Origin of the sequence: Grimontia sp. SpTr1 (genome assembly GCF_947387585.1) — a bacterium.
Classification (GTDB): domain Bacteria; phylum Pseudomonadota; class Gammaproteobacteria; order Enterobacterales; family Vibrionaceae; genus Enterovibrio; species Enterovibrio indicus.
The window spans coordinates 199,612-225,908 of the sequence record NZ_CANDOD010000004.1 but is presented as its reverse complement, the minus strand read 5'-3'; the positions used below and the strand labels follow the sequence as shown (position 1 = coordinate 225,908).

Sequence of the window (26,297 nt, the reverse complement as noted above, 5' to 3'; positions counted from 1 at the left end):
ACACAGTGACGCTGTTCACACTTATTTTAATCCCTTTAAATTCAGTTAATTAACATTAATTTAACTTCTGGCACGAATCTAGCGTATGACATTCGGATTCGAAAATTAATGCGCGTTCGCGCAATTGACGATGTCGCCAGTACAGCACGTCGTTATTTAAACAGGGAGTTTACATGTCACTCGAATTGGAGAACGTCACAAGGATCAGCAACCATGAAACGTGGTTGGACGACATTAACCTGAGGATAGAACCCGGTTCTTTTAATGTCTTGCTCGGCAGAACACTGGCGGGGAAAACGAGCTTGATGCGTCTGATGGCAGGGCTGGATAAACCTACCAGCGGTCGCGTGCTCTTTAATGGACAGGATGTCACTGGCGTACCCGTGCGGGAACGCAATGTCTCCATGGTCTATCAGCAATTCATCAATTACCCCAACCTGACCGTCTTCGAAAACATCGCCTCACCGCTGCGATTGGAAAAACAGCCTGAAGCAATCATTAAGCAGAAAGTGCAGGAAACGGCAGAGATGCTTCACATTGAACAGTTTCTCGATCGACTGCCTCTCGAACTATCAGGCGGTCAGCAACAACGCACTGCCATGGCAAGGGCACTGGTGAAAAACGCTGACTTAATTCTGTTTGATGAGCCTTTGGTCAACCTCGACTACAAACTGCGTGAAGAGCTTCGTCAGGAAATGCGTGAACTGTTTGCCGAGCGCAACACCATTGCGGTTTACGCCACCACAGAGCCTAACGAAGCGCTTGCTCTTGGCGGTAATGTGGTTCTGATGCACGAAGGCAAGGTGATTCAATCCGGGCCAACCGCAGAGGTATATCACCACCCATCTTCAGTCACCAGCGCTGAACTCTTTGGTGAACCGCCCATTAATTTGATCCGTGGCCGTGTCGGCGGCGGAAACGTCTCTTTCGACGAACACATTCACTTTCCACTCAACACTGACCTTGGTGAATTAACTGACGGGGAATATCAGTTTGGCATCCGCCCTAACCACCTCAGTTTGGTGCCGAACAATGATGACGATTTAGAGCTGACCGTTGATGTCGAACTGGCGGAGATCAGCGGTAGTGAAACTTTCCTGCACGTCAGAAACCGCGACATCAATATGGTGCTCCACTTACCGGGGGTTCACGACTACGACGTTGATCAGAAGATCAGTATTTATGTGCCTACCCACAAGCTTTATGTCTTCGATGAGTCACAAAAGCTCATTCAGTCTGCGCGTCGCGTCCAGTCAACGCCGGGCATAGGGGGGTAACAATATGGCAGAAATCATTCTTAATTCCTTGGCACATTCCTACAAGGCTTCACCTCAAAGCCGCGAGGATTATGCTATCCGGAAAATGACCCACACCTGGCGCAATGGCGGTGCCTACGCCTTGTTAGGCCCTTCCGGTTGCGGCAAAAGCACCATGCTGAACATTATCTCCGGCCTGCTGACACCGTCGGAAGGGGAAGTGATGTTTGACAACCAGGATGTCAGCCGACTTGCACCACAAGAGCGCAACATCGCGCAGGTTTTCCAGTTTCCTGTGGTGTACGACACCATGACGGTATACGACAACCTCGCCTTTCCACTTCGCAACATGAAAACACCGGAAGCCAAGGTACGTTCACGTGTCAGTGAAGTGGCTGAGCTCTTGGAACTCAATAGAGTGCTGGATAAACGCGCCAGCAACCTCAACGCAGATGAAAAACAGAAAGTCTCCATGGGTCGCGGTCTGGTGCGTGAAGATGTCTCCGCCATTCTGTTCGATGAACCACTGACGGTTATTGACCCACATCTGAAATGGAAACTGCGCCGCAAGCTTCGCCAGATCCATGAACAGTTCAACATCACCATGATTTACGTGACCCACGATCAGCTCGAAGCCGCCACCTTCGCAGAAGAGATCGCCGTGATGTTTGACGGGACAATTGTACAGTTTGGCTCTCCACGCGAACTGTTCGAGCGCCCCAACCACACTTTCGTGGGTTTTTTCATTGGCAGCCCCGGCATGAACCTCTTGCCTGTTCAGCGCTCCGCTGACGGCAATGTGTCTTTTGAAGACATGCCCATCACCCTAACGGACGCCCAGCGCCAGATGCTGGAAAACAACAGTAGCAACAACATCAAGGTCGGAATACGCCCTGAGTTTGTGCATGTGTGGCAGGAAAAACGGGAGGATTCTTGGGAAGTGCCCATACAGCACGTTGAAGATTTGGGCACCTACAAAATCGTCACCGCGATGTTCGGTACCCAACCTATCAAACTGCGCATCGCTGAAGAAGCGCCGATTCCTCAAGGACGCGCCCATATCAGCTTCCCAGCTCAGTGGCTGAAGCTCTACATCGATGAGTATCTGGCCGGAGAGCCGGAAGAAAGCACAAGCGCGACAGGAGGTCAGGATGCAAACTAAGACGGAAAATAACCGCGCCTGGCTGCTGGTACTCCCAGTATTCCTGCTGGTCGCCTTCTCCGCCATCATCCCGTTGATGACGGTGGTGAACTACTCGATTCAGGATATTTTCGATCAGAACACACGCTACTTCGTGGGTACAGAATGGTACAAGGAAATCCTGAACGACCCACGTTTACACGACTCTCTGGTTCGTCAGTTTATCTACTCTTTCTGCGTACTGGCGATTGAAATCCCGCTGGGTATCGCGGTGGCGCTGTGCATGCCTGCACGCGGGTTTAAAGCCTCACTGGTGTTAATCGTTCTTGCCATTCCACTTCTTATCCCCTGGAACGTTGTCGGCACCATCTGGCAGATATTCGGGCGGGCAGATATCGGCTTACTCGGCTGGTTCCTCAACAACATTGGGGTGGAATACAACTATGCCTCCGATCCGGTCGATGCGTGGATTACCGTGCTGGTGATGGATGTCTGGCACTGGACATCTCTTGTTGCCCTGCTTTGTTACTCCGGCCTTCGAGCTATTCCGGATGTTTACTATCAAGCCGCGAAAATCGACCGCGCATCGAACTGGGCTGTGTTCCGCTACATTCAACTGCCCAAACTGAAGAGTGTGCTGCTCCTCGGTGTCCTGCTGCGGTTTATGGACAGCTTCATGATCTATACCGAGCCCTTCGTACTGACAGGCGGTGGTCCGGGTAACGCCACCACTTTCCTTTCACAGGCATTAACCAAGATGGCTGTCGGTCAGTTTGATATCGGCCCTGCCGCCGCCTTCTCGATCATCTACTTCCTCATCATTTTACTGGTGTGTTGGGTGTTCTATACCGCAATGACCAACATGGACAAAAGGAGCTAAGCCATGAACAGAAAAACCTTTGGCCTGCTCGCCTACATTGTGTTTCTGATGACGCCGATTTACTGGCTGCTGATGATGTCATTTAAAACCAACGAAGAGATTTTAGGTGGCCTCACCTTCTGGCCACAGAGCTTCACGTTAGAGAACTATGCAGTCATCTTCTCCGATCCAAGTTGGTATTCGGGGTATCTGAACTCACTCACCTACGTGAGTATAAACACCCTGCTATCACTGGCGGTTGCGCTGCCTGCCGCTTATGCGTTCTCGCGCTATAAGTTTATCGGCGACAAGCACCTCTTTTTCTGGCTGCTGACCAACAGAATGGCGCCACCTGCAGTATTCCTGCTGCCCTTCTTCCAGCTCTACAGCTCCGTGGGTTTGTTCGATACCCATATCGCTGTGGCACTCGCCCACTGCCTTTTCAACGTACCGCTCGCGGTATGGATTCTGGAAGGCTTTATGAGCGGCGTGCCAAAGGAAATCGATGAAACCGCCTATATCGATGGATACAGCTTCCCGCGCTTCTTTGGGCGGATCTTTATCCCGATGATCCGCTCAGGGATCGGTGTCACCGCTTTCTTCTGCTTTATGTTCAGCTGGGTTGAACTGCTGCTGGCACGAACACTGACTTCTGTAAACGCTAAACCCATTGTGGCGACCATGACCCGAACCGTCAGTGCATCAGGCATCGATTGGGGTGTGCTCGCTGCAGCGGGTGTGTTGACCATTGTTCCCGGCCTGTTGGTGATTTGGTTCGTGCGTAACCACGTAGCCAAAGGCTTTGCACTTGGACGTGTATAAGGAGAAATGACATGAATTGGATGGCCTGGACACTCCCGAGCGCCCTGTTTTTTATCACCATTGCCTGCATGTTGGTGGCAATGACCGTATTCGAAGTACTCCGTCCTTGTGTGGAAAGGAAAGGATTTTTGCCTATCCGCACAACCCGGGGTGATCGACTCTTTATAGGACTGCTCGGCAGTGCCTATATCCACCTTTTCTTCATCGGAATGACGGATCTGCCTATCTGGTATCCCTTCGGGATCGCCATCGTGTGGCTTATCTCGGTTTTACGTTGGGGTTAGGACAAAACGACAAAGGAGCGAAACTATGAAGCAATTGCCTGCTGTAAACAAATGGACACCACTTGGGTTCATGATCAGCTTGCTACTGGCACCGGCGGCCCTCGCCGATCAGTACAGCGACGCAGCAAAGAAGTGGGTTGGCGATGAGTTTACCCCTTCCACGCTAAGCCAAGAGGAACAGCTCAAGGAAATGGCCTGGTTTACAGACGCTGCCAAACCTTTCCGTGGCATGGAAATCAAGGTTGTCTCAGAAACCATTACCACCCATGAGTATGAGTCCAAAGTGCTGGCGAAAGCCTTCGAGGAAATTACCGGCATCAAGGTCACTCATGACCTGATTCAGGAAGGCGACGTGGTGGAAAAACTGCAAACGGAGATGCAGTCTAACCGCAGTATCTACGATGCCTATATCAATGACTCTGATTTGATTGGTACCCACTTCCGCTACGGCAAAGTTTTCCCAATCAGCGATTACATGGTGGGTGAAGGGAAAGACGTGACCCTGCCTACTTTGGATTTGGACGATTTCATTGGCATCAGTTTCACCACCGGCCCGGACGGCAAAATCTACCAACTGCCTGATCAGCAGTTCGCTAACCTCTACTGGTTCCGCGCCGACTGGTTTGCCCGTGATGACCTGAAAGCCAAGTTCAAAGAGATTTACGGCTATGAACTCGGTGTACCGGTTAACTGGTCTGCCTATGAAGACATCGCTGAATTTTTCTCTGTTCACGTAAAAGAGATCGATGGCGAGCGCGTGTACGGCCACATGGATTACGGTAAAAAAGACCCGTCTCTGGGTTGGCGCTTCACTGACGCATGGTTCTCAATGGCAGGTGCCGGTGACAAAGGCATTCCAAACGGTACACCCGTTGATGAGTGGGGTATCCGTGTTGAAGGCTGTTCACCTGTAGGCTCCAGCGTTGAGCGTGGCGGCGCGACTAACGGCCCTGCGGCTGTTTATGCCACCACCAAATACGTTGATTGGTTAAGTGATTACGCGCCACCAGAAGCACAGGGCATGACCTTCTCGGAAGCAGGTCCGGTTCCAGCACAGGGTTCTATCGCTCAGCAAATCTTCTGGTATACCGCCTTTACTGCTGACATGACCAAACCGGGTCTGGCAGTTGTGAACGAAGATGGCACGCCAAAATGGCGCATGGCACCTTCACCTCGCGGTCCTTACTGGGAAGATGGCATGAAACTCGGTTATCAGGATGCCGGTTCATGGACTCTGATGAAATCGACCGATCCAAAACGCCGCATGGCGGCATGGCTATACGCGCAGTTTACTGTCGCGAAATCCGTGTCTCTTAAGAAAACTTTGGTGGGTCTGACGCCTATCCGTGAGTCTGATATCAACTCTCAGGCAATGACAGATGTGGCACCGAAGCTGGGTGGCTTGGTGGAATTCTACCGCAGCCCTGCTCGCGTTCAGTGGACACCAACCGGCACCAACGTGCCTGACTATCCAAAACTGGCGCAACTGTGGTGGCAATTTATTGCGGAAGCAGCAAACGGCGAGAAAACACCTCAGGAAGCACTGGACGGTTTGGCGAAAGCGCAAGACCGCGTACTTCAGCGTCTTGAGCGTGCAAAAGTACAAGGCGACTGTGGTCCTAAGCTGAACAAGCCACGTGATGCCGAATACTGGCTGAATCTGCCGGGTGCACCGAAAGCCAAGCTGAGTAACGAGAAGCCGCAAGGCCAGACCATCAACTACGATGAACTGCTCCAGCAATGGAAGTCAGCAATGTAAATATTGAAGTAAAGAGCAACGACGACGAGATGTTTTGTCTTGTTGAAGATGTAATACCAATCACAGTAGGTAGGTGATCAGAGATAGCATAGGAAAAATGCTCGAGAACAAGGCAAAAAATTTCGATAAGTAGTTCTTCTACAATCAAATTTTTCAACGCAGTTATCGAGTATTTTAACAAGCTAGGATGAGCAGATACTTACTACGATTGGTATAATGTAACGAGTCCAAGTAAGCAAAACGCCTGCTATCGCAGGCGTTTTTATTTTGCGAAGGTTTGTCACCCCGCCCCTCAGATCGATTTAGCCTTTCCCCGCTCAGAACCCGGCATATGCGTTTTGATCATCCGCTCCAGTTCCGCTTTGCTAACCGGCTTGGCAATATAATCATCCATGCCGCATCTCAGGCATTCATCCCTGTCCTGCGCCGTCGCGTTAGCGGTCAAGGCAACAATCGGTGTATGAGGCGCATATTCATGCTCACGAAGGAGTCGGGAAGCCTGATAACCATCCATGATAGGCATTTGGCAGTCCATAAAGATCAGATCGAACATACCTTCTTTGCAATAATCGATCGCCACCTGTCCGTTTTCGGCGACCACTACTTCCACCCCAAGTTTCCCAAGCATGGCCTGTGTCACCCTCTGGTTCACCAAAGTGTCTTCCACCACCAACACACGGCCTGAGTAGGTCGAAGGTTCAGCCAAACCAATCTCTTTCGACGCTTGCTCTTCTTTGTGAGCCGACATGGAAATCACGCCGAGTTTCGCCTGTTGTCCACGGAGGATGCGCGTGAGGTGATTGCGAAGATCGTTAAACTTATACGGTCTGGAAAGGTACCCTTCGATGTTGAAACTCTCCAGCTTCACATTGTCATGTACTTCCGGCGCGGCGGTGATCATCATCAAGCTCGGGCAACGCTTACCAAAACGCTTGCGTAATTTAGAAGCGATCGAAAAGCCATCTGAATTCGGCATCAATTTATCCAGAATAACGATTTTGAACGGCTTAGCCGTGTCGATGCGCTCTGCGATCATCTCTTCCGCATCTTCAGGATGGACACAACATGTCACCTGACAGCCCAAGTTACCCAATTGTGCACTGGTGATCCGCATGTTCAAACGGCTGTCGTCCACCAGTAGCATGGCAGCGTCAGAGAAAAGCATGGCATCAACCGGAGTTGCTTCCGGCATTTGTGCGCGCTCGAAAGTCACGGTGAAGAAGAAACGGCTTCCTTCTCCTTCCTGACTTTCCACTTCAATGTGACCACCCATGAGTTCGACGATCTGACTCGAAATCGCAAGACCCAATCCCGTTCCGCCAAAGTTGCGGCTCATGCTGCCATCAGCCTGTTCAAACTTTTCAAAAATGGTGTCGAGTTTGTCGGCGGGTATACCAATCCCCGTGTCCTTAACATCAAAGCGCACCGTGATTTGATCCCCTGCCTCATCAACCTGCTGGATATCAACACGCACACTGCCACTTTGGGTGAACTTCACAGCGTTCCCGACCAGATTAATCATCACCTGTCGAAGGCGCGGCGCATCACCCATCAGTAGTGGTGACAGATCCTGATCGAGGCTACATTCGAACTCCAGCCCTTTTTCCTTGGTGCGAAGCCGGAACAAGTGCTCGATGTCTTTGCAAAGCTCAAACAGGTTGAGCTCAACAAAGTCCAGTTCCAGCTTACCCGCTTCGATTTTTGAGAAGTCGAGAATATCGTTGATGATATCGAGCAGCGACAATGATGACGTTTCCAGCATTTCGATAAACTCGCGCTGTTCGTCGTCCAAACGGGTGCCTTTCAGCAATGATGCCATCCCAATGATGCCGTTCATTGGCGTGCGGATTTCATGGCTCATGTTGGCCAGAAATTCACTCTTTTTCTGGTTAGCCATTTCCGCCTGTATCTTGGCGTTTTTCAGCTCCGCGCTGTATTCGCGCATTTTCTCTATCGTGTCGTTGTACTGGGTGTACAGCGTCACCAGTTCTTCGCCCATTTTTTTGTTCGGACGCTCAATCGGCTGCGGCAAGTTATCAACCCCAAACTTGGTTACACCATGAGACATCCAGACCAGTGGACGGACGACATCAACATACACGATAAAGAACACCAAACCACCAAGCACCAGCGTTGCGCCACCCAGGAAAAGCAGCAGCATGACAAAGCGTTCGATCAGCGCGTTGTAAATACCTTCAAGGCCCACTTCAACTTGCAGGTAGCCCAGTTGATAGGTCTTGCCAAATTGCTGATGAACCAATGGCCATTGGTAAGAAAACTTGGGTTCAAGCGGCATTTCACCGAATTCCGCCAGTGTCCGTCCATCATCAAAAACACGGATATAACTAATGTCAGGATCCCGGAAAATCCCTTGCGCGGTGACTTGCAACTGGGTGGTGTCTTCCTGCCAGACACTGTTAGTAATACTGGCCAGATCGGTCTTTTGAATCAGCAACGCATTTTGACGCATCTGTTCAGTGCGTGCCTGATAATCCAAATACAAGGCAAACGCCGCTACCAAGAATGCAAGAAGACTACAAATGAGAAGAACACGGCCCACTAAACGTGCTGCCATGCTGGAAGGCGGAGGAAGATTCTCTTTTTGATTCAACATAGTCTAGGCTTATTAATGTCTTAAATTTAAAGCACCTACCTTTAAGAATAGCCACGATTTGTAAACTTGGATGGTCAAAACTATGTCCGAAAAGAAATCCATTCCCAGCGTCCTTTATCGTGTCATCGGCGTGCCGGTGATATTTGCTCTGCTCTCTGCCACCGCTTCAGCAACAGTGTTGGAATACTTTGTGATACAAGATCAGGCCGAGCCACTGCAGATACAAACCAAAGGTGAGAACCATCGTGGCATTGTCACCGATGTTTTAAAACAGGCTTTCGACGGCACTGAGCACCAATTGGTCATCCACACTTATCCGTTTAATCGCTATCTTGCCGAGCTCAATAAGCATAAAGACAAAAATTGGGTCACCTATGGCAGCCCCGCTTGGGGCGATATGCAGGCCGCCAATCTTTCCGCATACCCGATTTTAGAAGTTGAGCACAGCATCCTCAGCCGGGCAGATTCTGATTTTGTTTACCAAACCCCGGAAGATTTAAACGGAAAAATCGCGGTGCTCCTGTTCGGGTTCGACTATCCCGGCCTTGAAGAGCAAATAGAAAAAGGGGCAGTCAGTGAAGTACGGGTCAAGAACTACGATTCGGCTTTCCGTGTGGTTGATCGCCTTAAAAGTGTCGGCGGCTTCGTTGAAATGGATCTCAGGCTGAAATACCACCTCAAACGCCTTGGCTTCACTCAAAACGATTACACCCTGTTTGAGGTTAACAACCTGATCCCGAAATACAACATCCACTTGGCCTATTCACCGGGAATTGACCCAGAACTGCAACAATTCATGGACAAGCGATTACAAGAGATGCGCAATAACGGTCAGCTGGCAAGCATCATCAGCGACTATCTGTAACTGCGGCCATCGGGAGAACGTAGCGATATGCAAGCAGTGAAGAAAGATTCGACAGACAGTTTTTACCGACTTTTGTCAGTAGGAGCCCGGCTCAACATCGAGCTTTCTGACGATCCCAAAAAGACGCAGGTCACCTCCCGCATTGTTGGCTATCGTAAAGATCAGTTTTTGCTGATTGACTGCCCAAGCGGTCAGGATCCCATCATCGAACGCTTTTTTATTCCCAACAACGAGCTGATTATCCGAGCCATTACAGACAGCGAATTCCGCGACGTCATTGCGTTCCGCTCATTGGTCATGGGTGTGATTCAAAAGCCCATCCGCCTATTGATTGTGTCATTGCCGGAAAGTATTGCCCACCGACAAATCCGGCAGGAACCCCGTATAGATACCAACCTTACTCTACGCGCTGAAGCGGACGAAGGCCCATTCAAAGCACGGCTAATCGATTACTCCGTTTCAGGTTGTTGCCTTTCAGCCTCGGGCGACGAACACCTTTTCTTCGAAGATGAAACCCTGAAAATTCATATTGAATATGGCAGTGATCTACGAGGTGTCATCACCGGAAAAGTCGTTACCGTGAACAATGACAAAGAACCGCCAACCGCAGGCATTCGTTTTGATGAGAGCAGCTCTACGCTGCGTAAAGAGTTTTTCTACCAGTTGCTATTCGACATGCGGGTGAACGACAGATCGCTGGACGTTTAACGAAGAACAGGCCGATTGGCCTGTTCCAAGTTTTAAGGGGGGTTTTAAGAGCGGTTTAACCTGCATCCAACACACCTCTGCGGATTTGGTCGAGTTCAATCGACTCAAACAGTGCCTGGAAGTTACCTTCACCGAAGCCTTGATTACCTTTACGCTGGATGATCTCAAAGAAAACGGGTCCAATCACAGTGTCGGTAAAAATCTGCAGCAAAATGCCTGTTTCCACATTGCCATCAATCAGCACGCGCAGTTCTCGTAACTGATCAACACTCTCTTCATGGCCTTCTACGCGGTCATTCACTTTCTCATAGTAAGTGTCTGGTGTGTCCATAAAGCGCATGCCCCGGCTTCTCAGCGACTCGACAGTTTTGTAGATGTCCTCAGTGCTGAGGGCAATATGTTGAATACCTTCGCCGTTGTACTCTTTGAGGTATTCCGCGATTTGGGATTTATCATCGCTGGACTCATTAATTGGGATGCGGATTTTGCCACAGGGTGCAGTAAGGGCGCGGGATTTTAGCCCCGTCAGCTTGCCTTCAATATCAAAGAAACGGATTTCCTTGAAGTTCGCAATACGGTCGTAGAAATCGGCCCACACATCCATATTGCCTTTCTCCACGTTGTGGGTCAGGTGATCAATCACCTGTAGTCCCGCATCAGAGGCTGCAAGACGTTCACGCCAGTCCGGGTAGTAGTCAAAATCGATGTCATAGATTTCCTTGTCGCCATATCGGTCAACAAGGTAGAGGTAAGAATCACCAATGCCGTGGATAGCAGGGATATTCAGTTCCATCGGCCCCACACGTGCATCGCACGCCGTTGCGCCTTGTTTCACCGCGTAGTCGACGGCATGTCGTGCATCTTTCACCCTGAACGCCATAGCGTTCACACTGGCGCCATGCGCTTTGGCGAAACCCTCTGCCTGAGAATCAATTTCACCATTAACTATGAAATTGATATCTCCCTGACGGTATAGCCACACGTCTTTGTGCTTGTGCTTGGCGATTTCCGCAAACCCCATCAGTGAAAACAGGTTTTTCAGATCAGCAATGCCTTTGGCATTCGGCGCGGTATATTCCACAAATTCGAAGCCGTCAGTCCCCATTGGGTTGATTGTCGTCGTTGCCATCGTTAATCCTCCTACCAAGCGATCCCTTGCAATGGGTCGCAACACTCAAAAGTTGTTACGACCTTGTTAATTCACCTAAATAGAAATAGCAGTCGGTAACGGCAGAAGGCAACGCAAGCGCGCGTGCTACAGGTGAGCACGGTGTAAAGAGGATTTTGTACATGGAGATTGACAGTGAATCACAACCCCTTATTGAATAAGGAACTTTTGTGCAAGTTCGACAGGTTCTACTTCTTCACCACACAGATCATCGCCCCAATCTGGCCCAAGCATCACCGCATCATTAGCGAGATCCACCAGCCATTCCTCCACGAACTCCTCAACAGAAATGGCAACAGGTGCAAAGTCAGCCCACTCATCAATACAGTGAATTTCCGCCGCTTCACGGGATGACCAAAACGGCATTACATCCGTATCTTCGTAGATAGCTGAATCACAAATCACCCAACCATCTTTACAGTGTAAACCCCATATCGCGCCCGTTTCTCGGGAAGCGTGCACGAAATGCTCTAAAGGCGTGGTGTTCTCGGTCGTCATGCAGGCTCTCCTATGCATCGCAATAATTGACCAGTCAGCGGGAAATCAGTTTTCCCAACTTCTCAATCTATGCGCCATGAGAGCAAAGGCGTGTATTAAAAGTGAGGATCGTGCAGAAGCGCTTGCAAACTGGCCTTAACGTCGGTTTTGCGCCTTACGAAAAGCAGCGGGTGTGCTGCCGACACGTTGCTTGAACTGCTGGGAAAGGTGTTGTTGAGAAGAGAAACCACAGGCGTCGGCAATCTCCGCAAGCGGCAGAATATTCTCTTGAAGCAGATCTTTGGCGCGGGCAATGCGGCGTGACAACACATACTGGTGTGGCGTGCAGTCGAAGCTGACTTTAAACATACGCGCGAAATGGAACTCACTGAGCTGAGTCAGTGTTGCCAAATCGCTTAAGGAAAAAGACTGCATCAGGTGGCTTTCAATGAAATCTATCACCAGCCGCTGGTTTTGGGGCGACAAGCCACCTTGTGATTGCGGCAATTGCAGTGGCAACTGACAATAACGGCGCACCAAGTGAAGCAACAGCATTTGCTGGGCGTGAGACATCATCAGCTTATCAGTCTCGCTTTCCCAATCCAGTTGCAGCATGGTCTGGCGCACCAATTGGTTGACGAAAGGATCATCAACAAAGGTGCACTCTTTAAGCTCAATATGCCGACCTTCTTTATCAAACACCTGCTCAGCAAAGTTCTGAAGATGCTTCTGTTCGAAGTAGAAATGGAAGAAGCTGAAAGGATCGGCAAAAGACCATTGCGAGCGATGATCCGTCGGCATCAGACACAGCTTGTCTTCACCGCCAAACATGTCACCACCGGACAGACATCGCTTGGTATTCTGCCCACCGCTAAGATAAAAACTCAACGTATGATGACCCGGCTTTTCATAGCTGGCACTGCCGTGGCTGTTACTCCATACGGCTGATCCCAGGCCATTGTCCTGCCAGATTTCATTGTGCAGCCGCGCCGTGTTGTCCTTCAACACGTTGTAAACTCGCTGCCTTTTGAGGGTTTGAGACGAATCCTTGTCCATTGATATACCACTCCTTTCTCGACCCAATATATCGGCACTTCCTCTGGTTGAACATGCTTAGAAGGAAAAAAGCGCAAGAATCTATAAAAACCGCAGGATGCTGAAAGCCTAAAAAATGTCTCGGAGATAGATTGGCGAAAAAACAACGATAGTTGGCTGATGTAAGGATAAGGGAAGTTATGAACGCAACGCTGTATGTCATCACGGTATTAATCTGGGGAACCACCTGGTTGGCGATTGCCTTCCAGATTGGAGACACCCCGGTTGTTGTTTCAGTGGGATGGCGATTTGCTATCGCATCCGCTGCACTTCTGGCTTGGCTTGCCCTACGCGGCAAGCTGCCCCGACTTTCCAAAGAAAACCACAAAATGGCGGTGCTGCTGGCGCTTTGCCTGTTCTCCAATAACTTTCTCTGTTTCTATTTCGCTACCCAGTACATCCCAAGTGGGCTCAACGCGGTCGTCTTTTCCCTCGCCCCGATCCTGAATGCGCTCAACCTATGGTGGCTTGAGAAAAAACGTCCCGACGCATCTTTCATCCAAGGGGCACTCATGGGTTTTTCTGGCATCTTGATGCTGTTTGGCGCCCAGTTCATTCACTCCGCCATGGATCTCACCATTTTGCTCGGCCTTGGGGTCACCTTTGTTGGCACTTACTTCTTTTCCATGGGTAATCTGGTTTCTGCCCGCGCACAACAAAAAGGTATGCCACTGTTGCCAACCACGAGCTGGGCCATGGGTTATGGCGCGCTGTACCTGTTCACCATCGCCTTGTTCATGGGTCATTCACTCGCCTTCACCACCACGCCGCTGTATGTATCCGCGTTGGTCTATCTCGCCATCATCGGCTCTGTGGTCGGTTTCAATACTTACCTTGCGTTGGTTGGGCGCATTGGCGCGGCTAAAGCGGCTTACTGCACCGTCCTCTTCCCGCTGGTTGCCTTGTCTTTATCGACCATTTTTGAAGGCTATGAATGGACATGGCAATCGGTGCTCGGCGTGATGCTGGTGGTTGGTGGAAACCTGAGAGTGTTTGGCTTACCAGAGCCTGTAAAACGCTGGTACCACGCACACCGCTAAGCGCTCGATTTTTTATTCTGCCGCCAGCTGAATAACCCAAACCATGCTGATCAAAACCGGCCAAAGCCACGATGGGATGCCAAGCGTAAATGAGTGTTTGGTTGGTTGCTTTTTCATCGTCTTGCCCTCTCTTGTTTGATTGGGTGATTAAAGCGAACAAAGCGGGCAATACAGGCTTTAAGTAATGGCATTATGGCGAACAATAGTGACCAAAATATGGCAGTAACGTTCACGCTACCTAGGAATACCGAGATGGACAAAATTACCCTGGCCGACAAATTTTCTCTATTTGATGAAGTCTGGACGCCCAAAATCATCGCCGAATCTAACGGACAGTTGGTCAAGATTGCTAAAGGCAGCGGCGAGTTGGTCTGGCATAGCCATGAGAATGAGGATGAACTGTTTCTGGTGCTGAAGGGTCAGCTGACCTTAAAGCTTCGCGACATAGACATTGTGCTCAATCCGGGAGAATTGTTTGTGGTGCCAAAAGGTGTGGAACATTGTCCAGAGGCAAAGGAAGATACTCACTTCATGATGATTGAACCAGCGTCCACCCAGCACACAGGCGCGCTGGAAACTGATGTCACAGTGTCAGCAGATGCGCAGGAGTGGATTTAGACCTTAAAGTTGTAACTGGTCTCGCCAGCATTCGGCGTGATGGTTTTTTCGACCTGTTTTAAGAGTTGCTGCTGACCTTGGGTGTAAGCGGAGAATTTCGCCATTTTGGCTTCCTGCTCCGCTACGCGGTCTATCAAACCGCGGTAATCACCGCGCTGTGGCGAATCTTCCTGTGCTTTATCCGCCTGCATTTTCTCTTCGCGCTCTTTTCGGAGCATTTCCGCTCGTTCTGCGGGAGTCAACGACTGATCAGTTTTCACGCCTTCATTACGCGCACCATACTGCGCCTCATCTTTCTCACGCTGACGCGCGCTGAGGTACATGTTGTTCGAGTAGCTGGCGTTGATCAGATTTGGCATTGCCCTTTCCTGTCAGCAATTCATTTTACACATCGGGATCTTAAATTTAGTACAGGGTACTAGGGGCTGCTGACCTTTTGTGGTTAAATTTTGTTCTCGCTATAAGCGTTTTAGGCGCGGCGAGGTGTGTGCTGCCTAGTCATTCTAAGCAAATACACCTCAACAAAGCATAAAACGCTTAGAGCAGAACCCTTCGGGCAGCGTTTGTGGGGAATTTCTGCTGCGTTATCAGCTTCTCATGTAGGCTCGCTACACATCGAAGCCTCTGCCTTGCATAAAATCCCCCACAAAACTGCTGCAAAAATCACCACAAAAAGGTCAACAGCCCCTAAAGTACGGCATATATTTTCCTTTCTCATTTATCCGGATAAAAAAGCGAGCGTTATACAATAACGCCCGCTCCTGATTCTAACGGTCTGATATGTCGATTATTGCTTGAAAGTACGCTGACGCGTTTTTTCCAGCTTCTCAAGAATCTTGTCGATACGGTCTGGGTGAACCATATATTGTTGGAAACCCTTCATGCCTTCTTTCGCCATCGCAGGATCGGTATCTCGGTCGTAGAACTGCGCCGTACCCGCCGCTTCACCTAACATCACCACGCCTGCGTTCAGATATTCATCGTCTTTAGGGGTCGCTTTGTTATTGGTCGGGATTTGCAGTAGCGCTTCGTTAATCATGGTCTGGATTTCAGGCTGCGCCACAAACGCCAAGAACCTACGCGCATCTTCTTTGTTCTTTGCTTTGGAAGGAATATGCAGGGTATCCATCGGCGCGTCTTCCGCCATTGGCACACTGGCATCAATCACAGGGAACTGGAAAAAGCCCATGTTTGGACGCACTTCATCGGTAAAGTTTGCCGCGAGGAAGTTACCCATCAGGTACATCGCTGCTTCACCGTTGTACAGGAAGGGCTGGGCTTCCTGCCAAGAGTAAGATGCATGGTTGTCGAGATAGTAGCCCGGCTCAACCAGATCATTCCATTTTTCGAATACGGCTTTCACGCGTGGGTCGGTGTAAGGCACTTTGCCATCCATCAGATCGATGTGGAAATCGAGACCATTCACGCGCATGTTCAGATAATCGAACCAACCCGCTGCAGTCCAAAGATACTTGGTACCGATCGTAAATGGCGTCACGCCGTTGTCTTTGAGAGTTTTAGAGGCAGCGACCAAGTCATCCCATGTTTTAGGCACCGCAATACCGTATTTATCGAACAGGTCTTTGCGGTAGTAGATACCCCATTGGTAATAGGTATAAGGCACCCCGTATTGCTTGCCGTTGACGCTCATCGCAGGCATAGCGCTGGCAAAATCTTTGTCCATGCCATTGGCTTGCCACATGTCGCTCACGTCTTCAAACAAACCACGGTCGACGAAGGTTTTCATTCGGTTACCCGCATACCAGAACACCACATCCGGCGGAGAAGTTACCAGCCAGTTACGAATCGTGGTCTTGTAAGCTTCGTGGTCATACAGGTTGTATTTCACCGTGATATCCGGGTTCGCCTGTTCGAACTTTTCAATCACCTCGGCCCAAGCTTTCTTTGGGGCTGGGTCTGAGGCATCAGAGTTAATCACCAGCGTCCCTGCGGTTACTGAACCACTGAGCGCCAGCATCAGAGCGCTGATCATGCCCATGCTTTTCTTAGCAAGCGTTCTCATATCCTTCATCCTTACTTTCGTTAAACCGGGATCAGCCTTTGGTTGCGCCCAAGGTTAATCCAGCAATAAAGTGGCGTTGCATCGTGAAAAACAGTGCCACAGGCGGAAGTGCAGCGATCACCGCGCCTGCCGACATGTACTGCCAGGATGCAAGCCATTGTCCTTGCAATGCGTTCAGGCCTGCCGTGACAGGACGAACTTCATCGCTTTGAACCAGCACCAGAGCCCAGAAAAAGTCATTCCAAATAAAGGTAAAGACCAAAACAGACAATGCTGCCAGTGCGGGTCTCACCAAAGGGAGAACCACATACCAGAAAATGCGCCACTCACTGACCCCTTCCACACGCGCTGCCTCAATCAGAGCATCGGGAATGCCAATCATAAAGTTACGCATAAATAAGGTGCAGAAACCGGCTTGGAAGGCGACATGGAAGAAAATCAGCGCCCAGTGGGTGTCATACAGACCAAAGCTGATGGTGAGGTCGCGAACTGGGATCATCAAAATCTGAAACGGAACAAAGTTACCGCCGATAAACAGAGCAAACAGCCAGATATTGGCGCGGAACTTATATTTGGCCAGTGCATAACCTGCGAGGGTCGAGAGCACTACCGCCCCCGCCACCGCGGGAATACAAATCAGCAAGCTGTTCAGCAGATAGCGTCCCATCGGAGTTGCGGTGAACACCTGTGTGTAGTTTTCGACCAGCTGCAGTTCATCCGGCATACCCCAGTAATTACCCGCGTTAATGTCAGCGATAGAGCGCACAGATGTCATCAACACCGCCGCGAGGGGGATCAGCCAAAGACACACAGCAATGTAGAGCGAGATGCGATACGTGGCGTTGACGAATTTGCCGCGCTGTTCAATCGGTCTTGGAAACATATCAACGCTCTCCTTTCAGCATTCGCCACAGGAACCAGGCGATATAGATATCCATAATCAGGAAGAGCACCACGGCGACCGCCGCACCATAACCCATGCGGTAATTGAAAATAGACTCTTCATACATCAGGTACGCCAATACCGTTGAGCTGCCCCACGGACCACCTGCCGTCATGGTCGCCACTAAATCAAATGACCTCAGCGCGCCAATCACCGTCACAACCACCGCGATGAAAGTGGCGGGTTTGAGCTGCGGTACCACCACGTACCACATCATTCGCCAGCCTTTTGCACCATCAAGGCGCGCCGCTTCCAGCTGTTCGGGGTCGAGGTTGTTGAGACCCGTCAGGTAGAGAATCATGCAATAGGCCACCTGAGGCCAAAGCCCGGCCGCGATGATGCCGTACGTCACCAGATCTTCATCAGCCAGAATCGAAATAGGATCAAACCCCAGCGCGACAATAAATTGCGTCAGCAAACCAAATGACGGGTCATAGAACCAAGCGAATACCAAGCCCACCACCACTTGCGAGATCACGAAGGGGAAGAAGAACAGCGCCTTAATAAGACGGATACCTGCCACTTGTTGATTGAGAAAGAGGGCAATCAGAAGGCCAATCGGGGGGGCAAGCATGAAAAGGATCATCCAGAGGAAGTTGTTCACCAAAGAGGTGTAAAACGCGTCTGAATCGAAAAGCTCAATGTAGTTTTCCCAGCCAACCCAGGTTTTTTCTCCCAGACCGTCCCACTCAAAGAAGCTGAGCCATACACTTTGACCAATGGGATAAAGCACATATATCGCGAAGACAACAATGGCGGGGGCAAGGAAAAACCAAGGCGCCATTGCCAACTGACTTCGCTGAACAGCGGAAGGCTTGGATGCTGATGAGGAATGCACAGTCATATTACGTCCTGTTTTTCTAACGTTGATGAACCAACAACGCGCGATATCCGACGCATTTTTTGTTACTAAAATGTAACCAACGCGAGTTCATTGTTTAAAACTAGTTCACAAAATCGACAATGTAAACGTTTCCATTCGTCGAAAAACCGCCTATTTTTAGAAAAGGGTGACCGAAACGACGAAATTCGAATCACCAAAAAGAAACTGATTGCATAGGGACCGCGGTATGGCCGACATCACACTGAGAAAAGTTATTAAGAGCTTCGGTAAAATCGAAACGATTCACGGTATCGACCTGGATATCAGCGGGGGAGAGTTCGTGGTGTTTGTTGGCCCTTCCGGTTGCGGCAAGTCTACGTTGCTGCGCCTGATTGCGGGTCTTGAAACCATTTCTGATGGCACCATCTCCATCGATGGCACAGAGGTGAATGATGTTGACCCGGCAGACCGTGGTGTCGCCATGGTGTTCCAGTCTTATGCGCTTTACCCTCACATGACGGTGCGGGAAAACATGGGTTTTGGCCTGAAAATGAACGGCGTCGACAAAGCGGAAATCGACAAGCACGTCGACCGCGCTGCCAAAACCCTGCAACTTGAAGCCCTGCTGGACAGAAAACCCAAAGCGTTGTCTGGTGGTCAACGCCAGCGTGTGGCGATTGGTCGCGCTATTGTGCGGGATCCTAAAGTCTTCCTGTTCGATGAACCGCTCTCTAACCTGGATGCGGAACTTCGCGTTGAAATGCGTCTGCAGATTGCCAAGCTTCATCAGGAACTTGGCAACACCATGATTTACGTGACCCACGATCAGGTCGAAGCCATGACGCTTGCCGACAAAATCGTGGTGCTGCGAGCCGGAAATGTGGAGCAAGTTGGCTCACCTTTGGCGCTATATCACAATCCCGCCAATCTGTTCGTGGCAGGTTTCATCGGTTCACCGAAAATGAATTTTGTCCCCGGCCGCATTTCTGCCATCAACGGCAATGAGGTCGCTGTCGCTATGCCTGACAGCCAAACCCTGACTGTCAGCGTTGCCCGAGAGGTCAGCGAAGGCGAGGCAGTGACCGTCGGCATCCGACCTGAACACATTCAGATTGGCGAAGGCCCGGGCTTTAATTTCCAGTTTCATAGTGAAGTGGTGGAACGCCTTGGCAACAGTACTTACCTGTTCGGCCAATATTGCGGTGAAGACGGATTCAAGGTTCACATTCCCGGTGACAACGCCGTGAAAGCCTTCCAGACAGTCTCCCTGCACTGTTCTCCGGACGACATTCACCTGTTCAACAGCAACGAACAGGCATTAACCCATCGTCCGGAAGGCGAGGAAGACCCAGCACCACTCACTGCCAACGCGCAGGAGTAATGACAATGCCGCTTTCAGGCAATTTGATAGGAGATCTTCTTAATGGCAACCATTAAAGACGTCGCGCGTCAGGCAGGCGTGTCAGTTGCCACGGTCTCCCGTGTGATCAACGGCTCGCCGCTCACCAAATCCGATACCGCCGATTTGGTAAAACGCACCATGCGCGAACTGGGCTACCGTCCGAATGCCGCAGCACGCACCTTGGTCAGCAAGCGAAGCCGAGCGATTGGTGTTGTTGTAGCGGACGTGTCTGACCCCTTTTTTGGCTCCTTGGTCAAACACGTTGATACCATTGCCCACAGGCAAGGCCATCATCTCTTGATTGGTAACGGCTACCACGACGCTGCAAGGGAGAAGCAGGCCATTGAATCGCTGATCCAGAATCAGGTCGCCTCGCTGATCGTGCACAGCAAAGCGCTGGATGACGACACACTCCGCGCCTTTGCGGAGGAGCATGGTTCAATCGTCTTTATCAACCGTTTGATCCCGGGTTTGGAAGATCGTTGCATCTACCTCGACAACTATCGCGGCGCTTATTTGGCCACCGAACATCTCATCGAAAAGGGTCACCGCTATGTGGCGTATATCGGTTCCAGTCACTCCATCGAAGATACGGTGCAGCGTCAGAAAGGCTATGAGGACGCGCTGAATACCTATCGCGTCACCGATGAGACCCACCCGGTTATGATGGCCTTTGATACACCGGAAGAAACCGGTGGCGAGCGCGCTATGGCAAAGCTGATGACGGATAACGAACACCTCAGCGCAGTATTTTGCTACAACGATGTCATGGCAGCCGGTGCCATCACCGCACTGACCGACCGCGGTTATCGTGTACCGGAGGATGTCTCGGTCGTGGGCTTTGATGACAGCCTCATCGCCCGCTATCTCCACCCGAAACTCACATCAGTGCGCTATCCGATTGAACAAATGGCCGCCCTAGCTGCAGAGCAGGCTATCGCATTATCAATCCAACAGCCGGTTCCAGAAGAAAAAGGCAGCTACACACCCATACTGATTACAAGAAGCTCTGTCGCCGAGTATAGCGAATAGCGCCGTTTATCAGGCGCGAAGACGCCAACAAAGGGAATGGATTCATGGCTAATATGTCCACGAAAGGAAGCGAAGCGTCGCCTGAAAACTTCGTTCATTTGCAATCAGCGCATACCAGCCTGATTCTGACGTTGAAGCCTGTCCCCGCCATGGTTTACTGGGGCAAGAAAATTGATGCCGATACGTCACTCAATGATTCGCTTTTTGACCTTCCGGTTGGACAGGCAAGGCTCGATGAAGCCATGCCACTGGCCTTACTCCCAGAACAAGGCCGCGGCGATTTTGGCAGCCCGGGCATTGAAGGGCACCGTGATGGAAAGGACTGGGCACCGGTCTTTGAATTGATGTCTGTTACCACCTCTCCGGGCAGCGTACAGCTTCTCCTAAGCGATCCCCGTTCTGGGCTTGAGGTTTGCACCAAGCTTGTTCTAGATGAAGACAGCGACGTGCTGACGCTCAACCACACACTGACGAATACCGGAACGACGAATTATTCCCTTCAACGGCTCGCGCTGACATTGCCAGTCGATGACGATTTTCTCGATCTGATCAGCTTCCATGGCCGATGGTCCCACGAGTTCCAACAGCAACGCCTCTCGTTCAAACACGGAGGCTTTGTGCAGGAAAACCGCCGAGGTCGTACATCCCATGAGTCTTTCCCGGGATTGGTCGCTTTGCAAAAAGAAACCCACGAACTGAGTGGCAATCTCATTGGCATGCACTTGGGCTGGAGCGGTAATCACCGCATTCAGGCGCAGGTGAAAAGTGATGGCAGGCGCTACCTGCAAGCCGAGGCACTGTTGGCAGCGGGTGAAATCAGCCTTGCCCCCGGAGAAAGCTTCGCCACCCCCGACTTGTATGCCGTCTTCAGCGCAGAAGGCCTTAACGGCATGATGCAGCGCTTCCACCAATTTGTACGCCATCAAATCCTGAGCTTTCCACAATCAAAACTGCGCCCTGTACATTTTAATACCTGGGAAGGGATCTACTTTGACCACGAGCCCCAACGCATTATGGAAATGGCCACGGCCGTCGCCAGACTCGGTGTTGAGCGCTTTATTCTCGATGACGGCTGGTTCACCAACCGAGATGATGATACCCGTGCCTTGGGTGACTGGCAGGTGGACAAGCGCAAGTACCCTGAAGGGTTAAAGCCGGTTATCGAACACATTAACCAGCTAGGGATGGAGTTTGGCCTTTGGGTGGAACCGGAAATGGTCAGCAAAAACTCTGCGCTTTTCCGCGCCCATCCAGAATGGATGCTGGGTATGGATGAGCTCGGTTATCAACAGCCGGCTGGACGTCATCAGTTTGTGCTCGATTTACAGAACCCCGACGCGTTTAACTACCTGTTGTCATCACTCGACAGCCTGCTAACCGATCATCATATTGGCTACCTAAAGTGGGACATGAACCGCGAGCTGGTGCAAGCCGCACACCAAGGCAGTGCAGCGTATCACGGCCAGACGCTGGCGTATTATCGTCTGATTGATGCACTTCGTGAGAAACACCCTTATGTAGAGATTGAATCCTGCGCATCCGGCGGTGGGCGTGTGGATTATGAAGTGCTGAAACGCACCCATAGGTTCTGGACTTCCGACTGCAACGATGCGTTAGAACGCCAAACTATCCAACGCGGCATGCAGCTGTTTTTCCCGCCGGAAGTGATGGGCAGCCACATTGGCCCCAGACTGAGCCACACCACCAGACGCTGCCATGACATGTCACTTCGGGGCATTACCGCCTTGTTTGGCCATATGGGTGCGGAACTTGACCCCCAAGGGCTAGAGGATTGCGAGCTCCGCGCATTTTCCAAATACATCGCGCTCCACAAGCAATATCGCCCTCTGCTACACAGCGGCACCAGCTTTGTGTTGCCATCTGTGGATTCCGGTACCCATATCTACGGTGTGAAGGATGACAGCGTGGTGCTGTTGGCCGTCGTGCAACTCACCATGCCGGAACATGCGCTTGGACAACGACTGCGATTACCCGTTCTTTGCAAGGAAAAACGCTACCGTGTCGAGGTGGTCGATGCCCCCGCGGCTTTTAGCAAGACGATGAAGCATCCTCCTGTCTGGATTGAAAAAATGCCGGTCGTTAACGGCGATCAGCTAAGCCAAATTGGACTAAGCTTGCCAGTAATGGACCCAGAAAGTGCCATGTTGTTGTCCTTTACCGTTGAACCGTAATCGTTTCATGGCCCCGCATTGAATTGACGAGTTTGAGAACCACAACATGACCCGATTTGCAGAATTGATCCGTCGTCGCCAATGGGAAAATCCCGCCGTCACGCAGCTTAACCGCCTTCCGGCACATTGCCCCATGGCGTCTTATCCGAGCGTGGAAGCCGCGCTGGATGATCAATACAACGCAATTCCCGTCTCCCGACACCGCGTTTCCCTGAACGGTGACTGGCAATTTTCTCTCTTTGATTCTCCAGAACTTGTCCCTTCAGAGGTCACAAACCGAGAGTTTGATGACACAAGCTGGCGTAAGATTCCCGTGCCTTCAAACTGGCAGCTGGAAGACACCACCGACATTCCGATCTACACCAATGTGCAATATCCCTTTGAGGTCGATCCTCCCAAGGTGCCAGACCAAAATCCAACCGGCGTTTACCGCACCACCTTCCAGTTGCATGATGGTTGGCTGGATGCACAAACCCTGATTTGCTTTGAGGGGGTCAGCTCGGCGTTTTACCTGTTCTGCAATGGCCATTTTGTCGGATACAGCCAGGACAGTCGCCTGCCTGCCGAATTCGATCTCAGCCCTTTCGTCGCATTGGGCGAGAATCAGATCACTGCAGTGGTGTTGCGCTGGTGTGATGGCAGCTACTTGGAAGATCAGGATATGTGGTGGCTAAGCGGAATCTTCCGCGATGTCACCCTGCGCAAAAAGCCTAAACACCAAATCGCCGATTTCAGCGTAAACACCGTGCTAGACCCGACCCACCATGTCGGCACATTGAACGTCACCACCAAGCTTGAAGGCAAGTACAACAAAGTTGCTATTCAGCTTTTTGATGAAGGCACGGATCTCAGCGGGCTAGTCATTGCAGAATCCGGTCAACGCGTCATTGACGAACGTGGCGCATGGGGAGATCGCTGCGAACATTCACTCATCGTTTCCTGCCCAAGGCTATGGAGCGATGAAGACCCCCACCTCTACCGTTTGGTCGTCATGCTGCTGGACGAAAACGACGAACCTGTTGATATCGAAGCCTGCAACGTGGGTTTCCGGCAAGTGGGTATCAGCGACGGCCTGCTGCAAATCAACGATCTTCCGGCCCTGATCCGCGGCGTGAACCGCCATGAGTTCCACCCCGAAAAAGGGTACGTGCAAACCGTCGAAGACATTGAAGAAGATCTCAAGCTCATCAAACAATTCAACTTCAATGCCGTGCGCACCTCGCATTACCCTAATCATCCTGCGTTCTACAACCTGTGCGACAAACTTGGGCTGTATGTGGTTGATGAAGCCAATATCGAAACCCACGGCATGGTGCCGATGTGCCAGCTTTCTGACAACGCGGAATGGCTGAGTGCATACACTGAACGTGTCACCCGCATGGTGGAGCGCGATAAAAACCACCCTTGTATCATCATTTGGTCTCTCGGTAATGAATCCGGCATTGGGAATAACCACCACGCCATGTACCAGTGGGTGAAGCAGCGCGATCCCAGCCGCCCCGTGCAGTACGAAGGCGGCGGCGCTGACACCGCAGCCACTGATATCATTTGCCCCATGTATGCGCGCGTGGAGCAAGATCAGACCGACCTTGGCCTACCTAAATGGGCGCTGTCCAAGTGGATTGGCCTACCGAATGAAAACCGCCCGCTGATCCTTTGCGAATATGCCCACGCCATGGGCAACAGTCTTGGCAGTTTCGATAAGTACTGGGAAGCTTTCCGGCGCTATCCCCGTCTTCAGGGTGGCTTTATCTGGGATTGGGTCGATCAGGGACTGGCACGGAAAGATGATCAAGGTAGTCAATGGTGCTATGGCGGTGATTTTGGTGACACACCGAACGATCGCCAGTTCTGCATAAACGGCTTAATGTTCCCTGACAGAACACCGCACCCTACCGCTTTCGAAGCCAAATTCCACCAGCAGCGTTTCAGTTACAAACTGGAAGGGACGTATCCTCTGGTTGTCTCGCTTGCCAATGAATACCAATTCCATGCGCCGGAAAATCTGACGCTGCGCTGGTCTATTCAAGGCAATGGCAAGCAAATCACCAGTGGCGAACAAGCCTTGCATTTGCTGGCGGGGAAAACAGCACAGGTAGAATTGGCAAAATCCCTGCCGTACCCTAAACACAATCAGGAGTATTTCCTGAATATTGAGGTGGTGCTTTCTTCTGATGAGCCTTGGGCGCCGCAAGGTACCCTTATCGGTTGGGGGCAATTGGTGCTGCCGGTTTACCGCGCACTGCAATCACCTGAGTTGGCACCGGACAGATTGCCTGATGTGATTGATGAGCCAGACCACTGGACGGTCAAAGGCGATCACTTCGAACTCGACTTCGACAAGCAAAGCGGCCATTTGGTGCGCTGGTTGATTGAAGGCGAAGAACAGCTTCTTGATGCGCCAAAAGACAACTTCATCCGTCCGCCTATCGACAATGATATCGGCGCAAGCGAAGCAGACCGCCCTGACCCCAATGCCTGGCTTGGAAAGTGGCAGCAATCCGGCCTGTTTGATTTGCGCCATGAGAATCTGTTCAACACCGTTGATGTGCTGTCTGATACGGTGCAAATCCGCTCCCACCATGGTTATTTCATCGGTGGAGCCATGGTGATCAGCACGCTCTGGCGCTATGAAGTCGACCTTTCCGGTACTATCGCGCTGACCGTCGATGTCAATGTCGCGCAGGATATGCCATCACTGCCTCGTGTTGGTCTGGAGCTTGCTTTACCGCTTACTGACTCTGTGGCTTGGTTTGGTCGCGGGCCTTTCGAGAACTACCCGGACCGTAAAGCCGGTGCCATGGTGAGCCGCTATTTCGCCAGCATCGACGACATGCACACGCCTTACATTTTTCCTTCAGAGAACGGGCTGCGTTGTGATGTTCGCCAGTTGGATATCGACAATCTTCGGATTGAAGGCATGTTCCATTTCTCGGTCAGCCGCTACAGTCAGGAAAGTCTGACTGAGGCCAAACATCAGGAAGCGTTAGTGCCAGACGATCATATCTATCTGCGCATTGATGGCTACCACATGGGTGTTGGGGGCGATGATTCCTGGAGTCCAAGTGTGCATCCGGAGTTTTTGCTCGACGCCGCTCATTATCGGTACGCATTGACGCTTTCTATGAAAAGGGATTGATAGCAAAGTCTGTTGTGCTGAGAATTTGCTACCATGG

Annotated in this window: 22 protein-coding genes; 14 read left to right on the top strand and 8 right to left on the bottom strand. The window is 51.1% G+C overall.

Annotated elements, in window-relative coordinates:
- Positions 1–173 precede the first annotated feature (173 nt).
- The 6 genes from QL223_RS09565 to QL223_RS09540 are packed head-to-tail and all read left to right on the top strand — an operon-like array spanning position 174 to position 6,121.
- Entirely contained in the window at positions 174–1,277 is a 1,104-nt protein-coding gene (locus QL223_RS09565) for an ABC transporter ATP-binding protein (protein WP_002536754.1), read from the top strand.
- A gap of 4 nt (positions 1,278–1,281) precedes the next feature.
- Positions 1,282–2,418, top strand: coding sequence for an ABC transporter ATP-binding protein (locus QL223_RS09560; RefSeq protein ID WP_281544589.1), 1,137 nt, complete (start codon positions 1,282–1,284; stop codon positions 2,416–2,418).
- Positions 2,408–3,277 (top strand): sugar ABC transporter permease, encoded by an 870-nt coding sequence (locus QL223_RS09555; protein WP_046303823.1) that lies wholly within the window; start codon positions 2,408–2,410, stop codon positions 3,275–3,277. The genes QL223_RS09560 and QL223_RS09555 overlap by 11 nt, the downstream gene beginning before the upstream one ends.
- 3 nt (positions 3,278–3,280) lie before the next feature.
- Positions 3,281–4,078: a carbohydrate ABC transporter permease gene (locus tag QL223_RS09550; RefSeq protein WP_002536748.1), complete on the top strand. Its 798-nt coding sequence runs from the start codon at positions 3,281–3,283 to the stop codon at positions 4,076–4,078.
- A gap of 11 nt (positions 4,079–4,089) precedes the next feature.
- Positions 4,090–4,362, top strand: coding sequence for a DUF2160 domain-containing protein (locus QL223_RS09545; RefSeq protein ID WP_002536746.1), 273 nt, complete (start codon positions 4,090–4,092; stop codon positions 4,360–4,362).
- Between the two features lie 25 nt (positions 4,363–4,387).
- On the top strand, positions 4,388–6,121 hold the full coding sequence (locus QL223_RS09540; protein ID WP_281544588.1) for an ABC transporter substrate-binding protein: 1,734 nt from the start codon (positions 4,388–4,390) through the stop codon (positions 6,119–6,121).
- Between the two features lie 292 nt (positions 6,122–6,413).
- Here QL223_RS09540 and QL223_RS09535 read toward each other — a convergent pair whose 3' ends face one another.
- Positions 6,414–8,735: a response regulator gene (locus QL223_RS09535; RefSeq protein WP_281544587.1), complete on the bottom strand. Its 2,322-nt coding sequence runs from the start codon at positions 8,733–8,735 to the stop codon at positions 6,414–6,416.
- Between the two features lie 82 nt (positions 8,736–8,817).
- Between QL223_RS09535 and QL223_RS09530 the strand changes: the two genes are divergently transcribed.
- Positions 8,818–9,600, top strand: coding sequence for an ABC transporter substrate-binding protein (locus tag QL223_RS09530; protein WP_002536742.1), 783 nt, complete (start codon positions 8,818–8,820; stop codon positions 9,598–9,600).
- A gap of 27 nt (positions 9,601–9,627) precedes the next feature.
- Positions 9,628–10,308: a flagellar brake protein gene (locus QL223_RS09525; RefSeq protein WP_281544586.1), complete on the top strand. Its 681-nt coding sequence runs from the start codon at positions 9,628–9,630 to the stop codon at positions 10,306–10,308.
- Between the two features lie 55 nt (positions 10,309–10,363).
- Here the strand turns inward: QL223_RS09525 and hppD are convergent, their stop codons facing one another.
- The 3 genes from hppD to QL223_RS09510 form a co-directional block, all read right to left on the bottom strand.
- Positions 10,364–11,437, bottom strand: a complete 1,074-nt coding sequence (gene hppD, locus QL223_RS09520; RefSeq protein WP_281544585.1) for a 4-hydroxyphenylpyruvate dioxygenase — start codon at positions 11,435–11,437, stop codon at positions 10,364–10,366.
- Positions 11,438–11,626: 189 nt separating this feature from the next.
- The gene (locus QL223_RS09515; RefSeq protein WP_002536736.1) at positions 11,627–11,974 is read right to left on the bottom strand and encodes a DUF2750 domain-containing protein; all 348 of its coding nucleotides are present in this window, start codon (positions 11,972–11,974) and stop codon (positions 11,627–11,629) included.
- Between the two features lie 135 nt (positions 11,975–12,109).
- The gene (locus QL223_RS09510; RefSeq protein ID WP_281544584.1) at positions 12,110–13,009 is read right to left on the bottom strand and encodes an AraC family transcriptional regulator; all 900 of its coding nucleotides are present in this window, start codon (positions 13,007–13,009) and stop codon (positions 12,110–12,112) included.
- Positions 13,010–13,188: 179 nt separating this feature from the next.
- Here QL223_RS09510 and QL223_RS09505 point away from each other — a divergent pair, with 179 nt between their 5' ends.
- Positions 13,189–14,088 (top strand): EamA family transporter, encoded by a 900-nt coding sequence (locus QL223_RS09505; protein ID WP_281544583.1) that lies wholly within the window; start codon positions 13,189–13,191, stop codon positions 14,086–14,088.
- 252 nt (positions 14,089–14,340) lie between these two features.
- Positions 14,341–14,706: a cupin domain-containing protein gene (locus QL223_RS09500; RefSeq protein WP_281544582.1), complete on the top strand. Its 366-nt coding sequence runs from the start codon at positions 14,341–14,343 to the stop codon at positions 14,704–14,706.
- Here the strand turns inward: QL223_RS09500 and QL223_RS09495 are convergent.
- The 4 genes from QL223_RS09495 to QL223_RS09480 all read right to left on the bottom strand — a co-directional run bounded on the left by QL223_RS09495 (position 14,703) and on the right by QL223_RS09480 (position 18,516).
- The gene (locus QL223_RS09495; protein ID WP_002536728.1) at positions 14,703–15,065 is read right to left on the bottom strand and encodes a hypothetical protein; all 363 of its coding nucleotides are present in this window, start codon (positions 15,063–15,065) and stop codon (positions 14,703–14,705) included. The genes QL223_RS09500 and QL223_RS09495 overlap by 4 nt on opposite strands.
- A gap of 428 nt (positions 15,066–15,493) precedes the next feature.
- Entirely contained in the window at positions 15,494–16,738 is a 1,245-nt protein-coding gene (locus QL223_RS09490; protein WP_281544581.1) for an extracellular solute-binding protein, read from the bottom strand.
- Between the two features lie 22 nt (positions 16,739–16,760).
- On the bottom strand, positions 16,761–17,612 hold the full coding sequence (locus tag QL223_RS09485; RefSeq protein WP_002536722.1) for a carbohydrate ABC transporter permease: 852 nt from the start codon (positions 17,610–17,612) through the stop codon (positions 16,761–16,763).
- 1 nt (position 17,613) lies between these two features.
- A complete protein-coding gene (locus QL223_RS09480) occupies positions 17,614–18,516 on the bottom strand; it encodes a sugar ABC transporter permease (RefSeq protein WP_002536720.1) in 903 nt (300 codons plus the stop codon).
- Positions 18,517–18,742: 226 nt separating this feature from the next.
- On the opposite strand from QL223_RS09480, the gene ugpC reads away from it, so the two are divergent.
- Genes ugpC through QL223_RS09460 form a run of 4 tightly spaced genes read left to right on the top strand, consistent with a single transcriptional unit; the run spans position 18,743 to position 26,260 of the window.
- Entirely contained in the window at positions 18,743–19,876 is a 1,134-nt protein-coding gene (ugpC, locus tag QL223_RS09475) for a sn-glycerol-3-phosphate ABC transporter ATP-binding protein UgpC (RefSeq protein WP_281544580.1), read from the top strand.
- A 42-nt stretch (positions 19,877–19,918) separates the two neighbouring features.
- Entirely contained in the window at positions 19,919–20,929 is a 1,011-nt protein-coding gene (locus QL223_RS09470; RefSeq protein ID WP_281544579.1) for a substrate-binding domain-containing protein, read from the top strand.
- Positions 20,930–20,982: 53 nt separating this feature from the next.
- Positions 20,983–23,121: an alpha-galactosidase gene (locus QL223_RS09465; RefSeq protein ID WP_281544600.1), complete on the top strand. Its 2,139-nt coding sequence runs from the start codon at positions 20,983–20,985 to the stop codon at positions 23,119–23,121.
- 46 nt (positions 23,122–23,167) lie between these two features.
- Complete coding sequence (locus QL223_RS09460) at positions 23,168–26,260, top strand: beta-galactosidase (protein WP_281544578.1); 3,093 nt, start codon at positions 23,168–23,170, stop codon at positions 26,258–26,260.
- Positions 26,261–26,297 lie beyond the last annotated feature (37 nt).